At 72.7% G+C, this 11,896-nt stretch carries 14 protein-coding genes; 3 read left to right on the top strand and 11 right to left on the bottom strand.

The annotated features are described in order from the left end of the window. The first annotated feature begins 173 nt into the window (after positions 1-173). Positions 174-428, top strand: coding sequence for a holin (locus IE267_RS23695; RefSeq protein WP_202519387.1), 255 nt, complete (start codon positions 174-176; stop codon positions 426-428). Between the two features lie 4 nt (positions 429-432). Here the strand turns inward: IE267_RS23695 and IE267_RS23690 are convergent, their stop codons facing one another. The 8 genes from IE267_RS23690 to bioB all read right to left on the bottom strand — a co-directional run bounded on the left by IE267_RS23690 (position 433) and on the right by bioB (position 8,045). After that, positions 433-1,458, bottom strand: a complete 1,026-nt coding sequence (locus IE267_RS23690) for a hemolysin family protein (protein WP_167155333.1) — start codon at positions 1,456-1,458, stop codon at positions 433-435. Further along, the gene (locus tag IE267_RS23685; protein ID WP_189764593.1) at positions 1,455-2,786 is read right to left on the bottom strand and encodes a hemolysin family protein; all 1,332 of its coding nucleotides are present in this window, start codon (positions 2,784-2,786) and stop codon (positions 1,455-1,457) included. The genes IE267_RS23690 and IE267_RS23685 overlap by 4 nt, the downstream gene beginning before the upstream one ends. Before the next feature lie 170 nt (positions 2,787-2,956). Continuing rightward, a complete protein-coding gene (locus tag IE267_RS23680; RefSeq protein WP_189764770.1) occupies positions 2,957-3,379 on the bottom strand; it encodes a GNAT family N-acetyltransferase in 423 nt (140 codons plus the stop codon). Between the two features lie 329 nt (positions 3,380-3,708). After that, complete coding sequence (locus IE267_RS23675; protein WP_167155340.1) at positions 3,709-4,389, bottom strand: class I SAM-dependent methyltransferase; 681 nt, start codon at positions 4,387-4,389, stop codon at positions 3,709-3,711. Positions 4,390-4,486: 97 nt separating this feature from the next. Next, on the bottom strand, positions 4,487-4,849 hold the full coding sequence (locus IE267_RS23670) for a VOC family protein (RefSeq protein WP_189764592.1): 363 nt from the start codon (positions 4,847-4,849) through the stop codon (positions 4,487-4,489). After that, positions 4,849-5,541, bottom strand: a complete 693-nt coding sequence (gene bioD, locus IE267_RS23665; RefSeq protein ID WP_161249230.1) for a dethiobiotin synthase — start codon at positions 5,539-5,541, stop codon at positions 4,849-4,851. Before bioD ends, IE267_RS23670 begins: the two co-directional genes overlap by 1 nt. A gap of 1 nt (position 5,542) precedes the next feature. Further along, entirely contained in the window at positions 5,543-6,832 is a 1,290-nt protein-coding gene (locus IE267_RS23660) for an adenosylmethionine--8-amino-7-oxononanoate transaminase (protein ID WP_161249227.1), read from the bottom strand. Then, on the bottom strand, positions 6,825-8,045 hold the full coding sequence (gene bioB, locus IE267_RS23655; RefSeq protein WP_167155350.1) for a biotin synthase BioB: 1,221 nt from the start codon (positions 8,043-8,045) through the stop codon (positions 6,825-6,827). The genes IE267_RS23660 and bioB overlap by 8 nt, the downstream gene beginning before the upstream one ends. 145 nt (positions 8,046-8,190) lie before the next feature. Between bioB and IE267_RS23650 the strand changes: the two genes are divergently transcribed. Further along, positions 8,191-9,333, top strand: a complete 1,143-nt coding sequence (locus IE267_RS23650; RefSeq protein ID WP_189764591.1) for an 8-amino-7-oxononanoate synthase — start codon at positions 8,191-8,193, stop codon at positions 9,331-9,333. A 7-nt stretch (positions 9,334-9,340) separates the two neighbouring features. Here IE267_RS23650 and IE267_RS23645 read toward each other — a convergent pair whose 3' ends face one another. Both IE267_RS23645 and IE267_RS23640 read right to left on the bottom strand, forming a co-directional pair. Then, the gene (locus IE267_RS23645) at positions 9,341-9,562 is read right to left on the bottom strand and encodes a DUF397 domain-containing protein (RefSeq protein ID WP_161251088.1); all 222 of its coding nucleotides are present in this window, start codon (positions 9,560-9,562) and stop codon (positions 9,341-9,343) included. A 23-nt stretch (positions 9,563-9,585) separates the two neighbouring features. Continuing rightward, positions 9,586-10,449, bottom strand: a complete 864-nt coding sequence (locus IE267_RS23640) for a helix-turn-helix domain-containing protein (protein WP_189764590.1) — start codon at positions 10,447-10,449, stop codon at positions 9,586-9,588. Between the two features lie 234 nt (positions 10,450-10,683). On the opposite strand from IE267_RS23640, the gene IE267_RS23635 reads away from it, so the two are divergent. Further along, a complete protein-coding gene (locus IE267_RS23635; RefSeq protein WP_161251084.1) occupies positions 10,684-11,118 on the top strand; it encodes an ATP-binding protein in 435 nt (144 codons plus the stop codon). Between the two features lie 139 nt (positions 11,119-11,257). Here IE267_RS23635 and IE267_RS23630 read toward each other — a convergent pair whose 3' ends face one another. Beyond that, positions 11,258-11,731 carry a C40 family peptidase gene (locus IE267_RS23630; RefSeq protein WP_161247365.1) on the bottom strand — a complete coding sequence of 158 codons (474 nt, stop codon included), beginning with the start codon at positions 11,729-11,731 and terminating at the stop codon, positions 11,258-11,260. Positions 11,732-11,896: the final 165 nt, after the last annotated feature.

Raw genomic sequence — 11,896 nt, 5'->3', positions numbered from 1 at the left:
GATCCTACCGCGCGGTAGCCACCCCGCCCGGGGCGGTCGGAGCCCTGGCCGGGACCGTGATCACAAAGAGGCCGGTCAGGCCCTGTCGGCCGGGCCGATTACGCGGTATGCCAGGAGCACATCAACTTTTACGATCCCGGCCGGAGCGTGGCCGGTGAGAGAGCGAGCGTGCGATGTTGTTCACCGCGGCCTTCTGGAAGGCCACCGCCGAGCGTGCGATCCGCACCTTCGCCCAGGCGCTCGCCGCCGTCCTGACGGCCGGCGCGACGAACCTGCTCGACGTCCACTGGACGGCCGCCTTCGCGACCGCCGGCATGGCCGCGCTGCTCGCTGTCCTGATGGCGGTCGGCTCCTCGCAGCTGGGCCGGCCGGGCCCGGGTCTCACCGAGACCACGAACCCGGCAGGCCCCGCCCGGCCGACCGTCTGAGCGGTCAGGCCGCGGGCGCCGGCGGCCGCCCCACGAGCTCGCGCAGTACGTCCTCCATGGTGACCAGGCCGGCCAGCTTGCCGTCCTCGTCGAGCACGGCGGCCAGGTGCGTGCGGCTGCGGCGCATCGCGGTCAGCACGTCGTCCAGCGGGCTCGCCGCGCGGACCCGCGCGATCGGCCGCAGCGCCGCGACCGGGAAGGCCACCTCGCGCGGCGCCGCGTCCAGGGCGTCCTTGACGTGCAGATAGCCCAGGATGCGGCTGTCCTCGTCGACGACCGGGAAGCGCGAGTACCCGGAGCTCGCGGCGAGCCGCTCCAGCTCCTCCGGGGTGGTGCCGACCGCGGCCCGCACCACCTTGTCCAGCGGCACCACCACGTCCCGCACCGGCCGGCGCCCGAGTTCCAGGGCGTCGTGCAGGCGCTCGGCCGCCCGGTCGTCCAGCAGTCCCGCGTCGCCCGCGTCCGTCACCAGGCGGGCCAGCTCGTCGTCCGAGAAGGTCGCCGCGACATGGTCCTTGGCGTCCACCCTGAGCAGTTTCAGGATGGTGTTGGCGAACGCGTTGATCGCGAAGATCACCGGGCGCAGTGCCCGGGCGAGCGTCACCAGCGGCGGACCGAGCAGCAGAGCGGTGCGCGCGGGCTCCGCCAGCGCGATGTTCTTCGGCACCATCTCGCCGAGCAGCATGTGCAGATACGTCGCGACCGCCAGGGCGATCACGAACGAGACCGGGTGGATGAGCCCGTCCGGCACGCCCACCGCCTCGAAGACCGGCGCCACCAGGTGCGCGATGGCGGGCTCGGCGACCACACCGAGCACCAGTGTGCACAGCGTGATGCCGAGCTGCGCCGCGGCCATCAGGGCCGAGACGTGTTCCAGGCCCCAAATGACGCTGCGGGCACGGCGGTTGCCGTCCTCGGCGAGCGGCTCGATCTGGCTGCGGCGCACCGAGATCAGGGCGAACTCGGCACCGACGAAGAAGGCGTTGACGACCAGGGTGGCGAGGCCGATCAGAATCTGGATCACGGTCATCGGCCGGCCTCCTCGTCGTCGGTGTGCAGCGGCGCGTGCAGCAGCACGCGGGCCGCGCGCCGCCCGGCGGCGTCGACCACGTCCATGCGCCAGCCGGCCAGGTCCACCCGGTCGCCGACCCGGGGAATCCGGCCGAGCTGAGTGGCGACCAGGCCGGCCAGGGTCTCGTAGGGGCCGTCCGGGACGCGCAGCCCGATGACGGCGAGCTGGTCGTCGCGGGCCGCGCCGTCGGCGGAGTACAGGGTGCGGCCGTCCGCGTCCTGGCCGGCGGGCGCGAGGTCGGGGGTCTCGTGGGGATCGTGCTCGTCGCGGACCTCGCCGACGACCTCCTCCACGATGTCCTCAAGAGTCACGACGCCGGCGGTGCCGCCGTACTCGTCGATGACGACGGCCATGGTCCGCCTGCCGTACAGCTGGTCCAGGAGCCGGTCCACGGTGAGCGTCTCGGGGACCAGCAGCGGCTCACGCAGCAGCGCGGTCACCGGGTGCAGCCGCCGACGCTCGGCCGGCACGGCGAGGACGTCCTTGATGTGCGCGATGCCGACGACCGAATCGAGGCTGCCCCGGTAGACGGGGAAGCGGGACAGGCCGGTGGCGCGGGTCGCGTTCGCGACGTCCTCGGCGGTGGCCTGGATGTCGAGCGCGGTGACCTGGACCCGGGGCGTCATCACGTTCTCGGCGTTGAGTTCGGCGAGGCTGAGGGTGCGGACGAACAGCTCGGCGGTGTCCGCCTCCAGAGCGCCCTCCTTGGCGGAGTGGCGGGCGAGGGCGACCAGTTCCTGGGGGCTGCGCGCGGAGGCCAGCTCCTCGGCGGGCTCCAGGCCGAAGCGGCGCACCAAGTGGTTGGCCGAGGTGTTGAGGTGACTGATCAGCGGGCGGAAGGCCGCGCTGAAGGCGCGCTGCGGAGCCGAGACGACCTTCGCCACGGCGACCGGCGAGGAGATGGCCCAGTTCTTCGGGACCAGCTCGCCGACGACCATCAGGAACACCGTGGAGAGCACCATGCCGAGCACCAGGGCCACCGAGCTCGCGGTCGAGCCGGACAGGCCGATCGATTCGAGCGGACCGGTGAGCAGCTTGGCGATCGACGGCTTGGCGATCATGCCGATGACGAGTCCGGTGACGGTGATGCCGAGCTGGGCGCCGGACAGCTGGAAGGTGAGGCTGCGGACGGCCTTGAGGGCGCTGGAGGCGCCCCGTTCGCCGCGCTCGACGGCCCGTTCCAGGTCACTGCGCTCGGCGGTGGTGAGAGAGAACTCGGCCGCCACGAAGACCGCGCAGACCAGCGAGAGCAGTACGGCCGCGAGGAGCAGGAGCACTTCGGTCATCGGTTCACCTCCGTCCCATGATCGGGCAGAGGGAGGCGGTGCGCGCGGTGTCGCGCGGCGGTACTGGTACTGGGAGGCTCGCCCATGGGCGGACGCTCACACCTTTCAGTCGGCGGGTGGGGGGTCCACCCATGGTAAAGCACTGGCAAAGGGAAGCTGGGGTCGGTCGTTCAGACCAGCGGCTTCACCCAGCGGCGCCACTGCTCCTCGGCTTCGTACCCCGCGGCCGCCCAGGCCTGCCGCGCGAGCTCGTTGCGCACCAGCACCATCGCGTCCGCCCGGCGTCCGCCGAGCGCGACGAACCGGTCCTCGGCTGCCGCAAGGAGCGCCCGGCCGATGCCGTTGCGGCGCTGGTCCGGGTGGACCGCGAGCCGGTACAGATGACAGCGCCAGCCGTCGAACCCGGCGATCACCGTGCCGGCCAGGTGGCCGTCCCGCTCCGCGAGGATCAGGGCCTCGGGGTCGCGGGCGACGAGGCGCTCGGTCCCCGCCCGGTCGTCGCTGATGCTGGTCCCCTCGGCGGCGGTCTTCCAGAACGCCAGCACGGCGTCCAGGTCCTCGGGTCCGGCGGCCCGGATGCGCAACTCGGTCATGGGGCCATCCCACCACCGTCCTCCGGCGCGCGGCGAGCCGTTTTGGCCCACGGGGCGAAGGAAGAGCCGCATCCCCTCCGGGACGACGGTCACCGCGGGGGCCGTCCGCTCCAGTGCGGCCGCCGCGGCGGGCCGCTCCATCCGGTCCACGATCGGGCCGTCCGCGGGGAAGAGCGCCCGATCGGCACGACCCGCCGCGCCCGGGTCGCGGATCACCGGCACCTCCGTTTCGTCGAGCCCCAACTCCCTTGTCCCTTGCCGCGCACGGCAGTAGAGGTCGTGCACCGCACGCGGGAGCAGAGCTCATGTCCCGCATGCGGAAGCGGAGTTCATTCGTCCGGGCCGAGCGCCGGGCGCCGCGCCGCCCCGAGGACACAAGGGGAGGACGGCATCGCGATGCCCTTCTCGGGCACCCTCAGCCGGCGGTGGCCCACGATCTCGAAGCCCGCCGCCTCGATCGCGCCCAGCGGATCGCGCGCCGTGTGACAGCCGCCGAAAAGCCTCGGCCACACCGTGCGGTCCAGGCCCCGCTGCACCGCCCCGAGCGCCCGGCCATCGGCCCGGCCGTGCTCGAAGAACCGCAGCTCGCCGCCCGGGCGCAGCACGCGCCGGATCTCGGCGAGCGCCCGCGGCAGATCCCGCACCGAGCACAGCACAAGCGAGGCGACCGCCGCGTCGAAGGCCTCGCTCTTGACCGGAAGGGCCTCGGCGGAGCCGGGCACCACGTCCACCGGAACCTCCGCCCGCAGCGCCGCACGGACCGCCGACTGCCGCAGCGTGCGTTCGGGTTCGATGGCCACCACCTCGGAGACCGCCGTCGGATAGTGCGCGAAGTTGAGGCCGTTGCCGGCGCCGATCTCGATGACGCGCCCCGAGAGTCCGTCGAGCAGTTCGCGGCGGTACGCGGAGATCCCGGCCCGCAGATCGACGGCCTCGCTGTAGCGCGCGTAGAAGCGGGCGAAGAGGGGGTGGTGCACGGCATCCGGAGCGATCTTGGTGCGCTGCGCCATGTCGGACCTCCTGAGCCTGGACAGCCGGTCGGGCCCCGCGTCCCGGACAGGCTCCGGCGGACGGGCCCCAACGGCATTGTCCCCGCCTCCCGGCCGCTCACCCGTCGGCGGCCGCCACGAAGCAGAACTCGTTGCCCTCGGGGTCGTGCATCACCTGGAAGGCGCCCTGTGGGTCGATGACCGTCGCGCCCACCGGTGTCGCCCCGCGCCGTACGGCCGCCGCCCGCGCCCGGCGCACGTCCTCGACCGTGAGGTCGAGGTGCAGCCGGTTCTTGGCCGCCTTCGACTCCGGCACCTTCTGGAAGGCGAGGCGCGGAGCGCCCGGCGGATCGACGTACGCCCACGAGGCGTCCCGCACCACGGGGCGCCCGCCGAGCAGTCCGGCCCAGAAGCGGGCGAGCCGCCCCGGGTCGGCGCAGTCCACGACGAGCTGCCCGAGGCGGGCCCGTAACACAGCCATCAGATACTCCAAACGCCGCCGAGCGCCGGGGCGAGCCAGCCGGCCGCTCGGGTACGGAAGTCGGCGGGCGCCAGCCGTCCGGCGCCCTCGGGCACGGTGCCGAGCAAGGGCGCACCGGCCGACTCCGGAAGGTCCGCGAGATTGCATCGCGAGGCCAGATCCGGCTCGGCGGGCCAGCTGCCCACCACGACCCCGGCGAACTCGATGTCCCGGGCCCGCAGGGCCTCGCCGGTCAGCGCCGTCGAGTTGAGTGTGCCCAGTCCGGCGGGCGTCACCACCAGAACGGGGGCACCGAGCAGCCGGGCCGCGTCCGCGAGAGTGCCGCCCTCGTCGTCGAAGCGGACCAGCAGACCGCCCGCGCCCTCGACCAGGACCAGGTCGTGCTCGGTGGCCAGCTTGGCCGCCGCCTCGGCGACCTCCGCGGGCCCGACGGGGGTCATGCCCGCCCGGCGGGCCGAGGTGTTGGGTGCCAACGGCTCGGGGAACCGGGCCAGTTCGGCCCCGGTCACCGCCTCGCCCGCGAGCCGCCGCACCTCGGCGACGTCCCCGGGCTCGCCCGGCGCGACCCCCGTCTGGGCCGGTTTCAGGACGGCCACCGAACGCCCGCCGGCGAGTGCCAGGGCGGCGACCGCCGCCGTGGTGATCGTCTTGCCGATCTCGGTGCCCGTACCGCTCACCACCAGAATCGTCATCTCAGCCCTCCCGCGCCGCCGCGCACACCGCACGGCAGACGCGCGCCAGATCGTCGTCGCCCGTCACATAGGGCGGCATCGTGTAGATCAGATCCCGGAAGGGGCGCAGCCACACGCCCTCGCGCACGGCCGCCGCGGTCGCCGCCCGCACGTCCACCTCGTGGTCCAGCTGGACCACGCCGATGGCGCCGAGCACCCGCACCTCCCGTACGCCCTCGATCGAACGGGCCGCGCCGAGCCCGTCCAGCAGACCGGCCTCGATGCGCTTGACCTCGCCCCGCCAGTCCTGGCCGAGCAGCAGGTCGATCGAGGCCAGCGCCACCGAGGCGGCCAGCGGGTTGCCCATGAACGTCGGCCCGTGCGCGAGCACCGGGACCTCGCCCGAGGAGATGCCCTCGGCGACCCGGGTGGTGCACAGCGTCGCCGCCATCGACAGATAGCCGCCGGTCAAGGCCTTGCCGACGCACATGACGTCGGGTGAGACGCCCGCGTGGTCCGCCGCGAACAGGGTGCCGGTGCGGCCGAAGCCCGAGGCGATCTCGTCGAACACGAGCAGCACGCCGTGCTCGTCACAGGCCTCGCGCAGCACCCGCAGGTACTCCGGCGCGTGGAAGCGCATGCCGCCCGCGCCCTGCACCACCGGCTCCACGATCACCGCGGCGACCTCGTCGGCATGGCGGGCGATCGCCTCGCGCAGCTCCCGCGCGTACGCCTCGTCGAAGCGGGCCGGAGGGGCGTCCACGAACACCTGCTTGGGCAGCGCGCCCTGCCACAGCTCGTGCATCCCGCCCTCGGGGTCGCACACCGACATCGGCTGCCAGGTGTCGCCGTGGTAGCCGCCGCGCCAGGTGAGCAGGCGCTGCTTGCGCGGCTGCCCGACCGAGCGCCAGTACTGCAGGCACATCTTCACGGCGACCTCGACCGAGACCGACCCCGAGTCACTGAGGAAGACGTGCTGGAGCGGCCCGGGGGTGATCTCCACGAGCCGGGCGGCGAGCCGCACGGCGGGCTCGTGGGTGAGCCCGCCGAACATGACGTGGCTCATCCGGCCCAGCTGGTCCCGCACCGCCTCGTTGAGCACCGGGTGGTTGTAGCCGTGCACGGCCGACCACCAGGACGCCATGCCGTCGATCAACTCGCGCTGCCCGTGCGCGGGTTCGGCGAGCCGGAGCCGTACGCCCGAGGCCGACTCGACCAGGAGCTGCTCCTGCCGGTTGGGCATCGGGCCGTACGGATGCCAGACGTGCCTGCGGTCCAGGTCGAGCAGATCCGCGGGGGAGTGCTCAGGCATTGGGCGCGAGATCCGTTCCGGCGCCCCGGCGGCGCACCGCCACCAGATCCGTGCGCGCCTGGTCGGCGGGCACCTGCTCGGGCACCTCGGGGGCGCCGTGGCCGCCGCAGGGACCGCAGCCGCCGCCCTCGTGCGTGCCGCAGGCGCCGTCCTCGTGCGAGCCGCAGCCCGCGGGGCCGGTGCCGCAGCCCGCGGCGGCGAGCGCGTCGGCGCGGTGGCGCGGCAGCGTCGTGGTGCCCGCGCCCTCCACCTCGAACCCGGCGTCCGCGATCATGTCGAGGTCGGCCTGTCCGGCCTGGCCCTCACTGGTCAGGTAGTCGCCCAGGAAGATCGAGTTGACCAGGTTCAGGGCGAGCGGCTGCATCGAACGCAGATGCACCTCGCGGCCGCCGGCGAGCCGCACCTCGACGTCCGGGCACACGAACCGGGTCATGGCGAGGATGCGCAGGCAGCGCTGCGGGGTGAGGTTCCACTCCTTGCCGAGCGGGGTGCCCTCGAACGGGATCAGGAAGTTCACCGGCACCGAGTCCGGGTCGAGCTCGCGCAGCGAGAAGACGACGTCGACCAGGTCCTCGTCGGACTCGCCCATGCCCGCGATCAGACCCGAGCAGGCCGAAAGACCCGCGTCGTGCGCCTTGGTCACGGTGTCCACGCGGTCCTGGTAGGTGTGCGTGGACGTGATGTCCCCGTACGTGGCCTCGGACGTGTTGAGGTTGTGGTTGTACGCGTCCGCGCCGGCCGCCCGCAGCCGCTCGGCCTGACCGTCGGAGAGCAGCCCGAGGCAGGCGCAGACCTCGACGCCCTCGTTCTGCTCCTTGATCGCCTCGATGGTCTCGGAGACCCGGGCGATGTCGCGGTCCGTGGGGCCGCGGCCGCTGGCCACCAGGCAGACCCGCTTCGCGCCGCCGGCCACGCCCGCGGCCGCCGCCTTGGAGGCCTCGTCCGGCTTGAGCCAGGTGTACTTGAGGATGTCGGCCTTGGAGCCGAGCCGCTGGGAGCAGTACGAACAGTCCTCGGGGCACAGACCCGACTTCAGGTTGACCAGATAGTTCAGCTTCACCCGGCGGCCGAACCACTGGCGGCGCACCTTGCCGGCCGCGGCCACCACATCGAGCAGTTCGTCGTCGGAGGTCGCCAGTACGGCGAGTGCCTCTTCGCGGGTCGGCAGTTCGCGCCGCAACCCCTTGTCCACCAGCGTGTTCAGCAGGTCCATGGCGCCGATCTTCGCGCACGGCACCGCCTGCGGCCAAGGTAGGGATCCCACAACACAGCCCGTTTGAGGTGTGTGTATCGCCACACCATGACCGGGCACGGCACCGGCTAGGGTCTGTCGGCAGCCTACAAAAAGGGACTCCACCATGCCGCGAGCGCCGTTCGACTGGATCGACGCAGAATCGGAGCGCCGCGAGCGCGCCGGTCTGGTCCGCACGCTGCGGCCGCGCGCCGCCGGCCAGGACCTCCTGGACCTGGCGAGCAACGACTACCTGGGCCTCACCCGGCACCCCGCGGTCACCGCGGGCGCGGCCGAGGCGGCCCGCCGCTGGGGCGCGGGCGCCACCGGCTCGCGCCTGGTGACCGGCACCACCGAGCTGCACGCCGAACTGGAGCGCGAGCTGGCCGAATTCTGCGGCTTCGAGGCCGCCCTGGTCTTCTCCTCCGGGTACGCGGCGAACCTGGCGGCCCTCACCGCGCTCGGCCCGCACGGCTCGCTGATCGTGTCCGACGCGGGCAACCACGCCTCCATCGTGGACGGCTGCCGCCTCGCCCGGGCCCGCACCGAAGTCGTGCCGCACGCCGAACCGGAGGCCGTCCGCAAGGCCCTGGACGCCCACGGCGGACCCGGGCTCGTCGTGTCCGACTCGGTGTTCTCGGTGGACGGGGACGCCGCACCGCTGGCCCAACTGGCATCACTCTGCCGGGAGTTCGGGGCCGCGCTGGTCGTGGACGACGCGCACGGGCTCGGGGTGCTCGGCGAGGGCGGACGCGGCGCGCTGCACGCGGCCGGGCTCGCGGGCGCGGGCGACACGGTCGCCACCGTCACCCTGTCGAAGTCCCTCGGCAGCCAGGGCGGCGCGGTCCTCGGCCCGGCCCGGGTCGTCCGCCACCTGGTGAACGCGGCGCGCACCTTCATCTTCGACACCGGGCTCGCCCCGGCGGCCGTCGGCGGGGCCCTCGCGGCCCTTCGACTGCTGCGTACGGAACCGGAGTTGGCGGCCCGGGCCCGCGCCGTCGCGGCCGAGCTGCACGCCAGGATCACCGCCGCCGGACACCTCGCGGTACGCCCCGACGCCGCGGTGGTCTCCGTACGCGCGCCCTCGCCCGAGGCGGCGGTCGCCTGGGCCGCGGACTGCCGGGCCGCCGGGCTCGTGGTGGGCTGTTTCCGTCCCCCCTCGGTGCCGGACGGCATCTCGCGCATCCGGCTGACCGCGCGGGCGGACCTGACGGAACGCCAGATCGACATGGCGGTGGGCGCGATCCTGAGGACCGCGCCCACGGTGTGACGAACCGTCAACCCACGTGCGTGACGGTGGAGATGAAGCGTTGCCAGGCGGGTGCGCCGAAGAGCAGCGCGGGCCCGTCGATCCGTTGGGAGTCGCGGACGGCAAGCAGCTCGCCATTGAGCCGGGCCGTCTCGACACAGTTGTTCATGCCCACGCTGCGGCTGCTGCGCCGCCAGGTGGCACCGGTGAGGGATGTGCTGGAAGGAACGTGCGCAGGATGTGCGGACATCATGCCTCCCCACCCGCCGTGAACTAACCCGGTCCTTCCCGGGCTGTTCTGGCGATGAGATTCAACGATTCCGTGGAGGGAAGCGCGAGTGCCTGGACGGCGTCGAACGCGGCACTGTACGCCTCAAGGTCTTCTCTCCGCTCAAGGTAGAGGCTACTCGTCAAGTGGTCGATAACAACCACATCCAGATCAGAAATGGCCGGAAACGAAAACATAATGAAAGGGCCGGTGAGGCCGACATAGCCTCCGTGCTGGAAAGGAATGACGTGCAGCCGCACGTGCGGCAGCGAGGCGACGTCCAGTAAATGCCGTAACTGCTCGCGCATGACCGACGGGCCGCCCACGCTGCGGCGGATCACCGCCTCGTCCAGGACCGCGCTGAGCATCAGCGGCGGATCGCCGCGCAGGACCTCCTGGCGCGCGATCCGGACTTCCACGAGCGAGTCCACCTTGTCCGGCGGAAGCCCCCCGAGCGCGGCCCGCGTCACCGCCCGCGCATACGCCGCGGTCTGCAACAGGCCGGGTACCACCGAGGTTTCCAGGGTGCGCGCCGAACGCGCCTGCGACTCCAGGCTGATGAAGTCGCGGTACTGCGGCGGCAGCAGGCTCCGGTAGGCCTGCGCCCAGTCCACCCCGCCGCTGCCCGCCGAGTCCGCCAACGCCTGCAACAGGGAGCGGAGTTGGGGGTCGTCGATTCCGTACGCGTCGAGCAGGCGCGCCACGTCGGCCGGCTTGGCACCGCTGCGTCCGGTCTCGATCCGGCTCACCTTCGACTGGTGCCAGCCGACCAGGGAGGCGGCCGCCCCGCTCGTGAGTCCCGTGCCGTCGCGCAGTTTGCGCAGTTCCTCGCCCAGCTTGCGTCTGCGCACTGCCGGTCCATGCCCCATGGCCGCCTCCTTCGCCTCCGGCGATGGGTAAGTGTGGGCCCAAATACGCTCTGCCGTCGGAGAGTTCACCGCTTTGAGCGACAGATATATGCATATCTTGGTGGATCGCACCCGAGACCGGCACGATGAGTGGCACTCTGGCGCGAAGCACAATCCGAGGCCGTAGTCGTCTTCGCGAGCGCTCATCCGCCACGAGGCAACAGCCGGCCCGGGTGGGAAAGGGATTGCGTCGCCATGGCAGACCACCTCGAAGCAACCGTTACTCTGCCGAGCGCTCCCGCCTCGGTCTCCGCGGCACGGCGGTACGTCGCCGGGGTCCTCACCGAATGGGGCCTGCCCTCCGGAGCCGAGGCCGCCGACACGGTCCGGCTCATCGTCTCGGAACTCGCCACCAACGCGGTCCAGCACACCTTCGGCCAGTCGCCCACCTTCACCGTCGACATCCACCTGGAGCGCGAGGAAGAGCTGCGGATCGGCGTCACCGACAGCCACCCGCGCTGGCCGAAGCGGCTGCCCGCCGCCGTCCAGCAGGACAACGGTCGCGGCATGGTGATCATCCGCTGGCTCGCGGCCGAGTCCGGCGGCCGGCTCTCGGTCGCCCCCACCGCGGACGGCGGCAAGACGGTCTGGATCGCCCTGCCGTGGACGGCGCCGGTCCAGAGCGGCTAGGGGACCCGCGAGCGCGCCCGGCCCCCGAGGTACGCCCGGCCCCCAAGGCGCGTCGGGCCCCGAGGCACGTTGGGTCCCCGAGGCGCCTCGGGGAGCCCCTGGTGCGCGCGGCGCGCACCGGGCCCCGGCCGACGGGGCGTCAGCCCACCCGCCCGTACCAGACCGCGCTGCTCCAGATCCGCTCCAGACGGACCACGGCACCGGTCTTGGGGGAGTGCCAGATCCGGCCGTTCCCCGCGTAGATCCCCACGTGGTACACGCTGCCTCCGGAGTGGAAGAAGACCAGGTCCCCCGCTTTGCGGGAGCCCGCGGTGACGTGCCGGGAGCTGTTGTACTGCTGCTGCGCCGAGCGTGGGAGCCTGCGGCCCGCCTGCTTGAACGAGTACAGCGTGAGCCCCGAGCAGTCGAAGCGGGAGGGGCCCGAGGCGCCGTACTGGTAGGGCGCTCCCTTCTTCGACGCGGCCACGTGGAGCGCCCGGGCGGCGACGGCCGCGGCGTTCGCCTCGGACGTGCCGCCCGGGGCCAGCGTGGTGCCGCCCGTGACGGCGAGAGCGAGGGCACAGACGGTGCCGAGCCGGACCGTCAGGGACGGGACGTGTGTCTGCGCGGTCATGCGCAACCCTTCGTCAAACCGCCTGCGAAGGATGACCTGTCGGGTTCGGACTGGCGAAGATGCCCGGCCGCGCGAACGGCTTCACCCCGAGGGACGGCCAAGGCTCGGCCGCCCCGAAGAAATCGGGTCCTCCACTCCTGCCGGTCCACTCCTGTCGACCAGACG

It is taken from the genome of Streptomyces xanthochromogenes (genome assembly GCF_014650455.1).
GTDB lineage: Bacteria > Actinomycetota > Actinomycetes > Streptomycetales > Streptomycetaceae > Streptomyces > Streptomyces xanthochromogenes.
The sequence above is the reverse complement of the archived record's forward strand: the minus strand, read 5'-3'. Positions and strand labels throughout refer to the sequence as shown.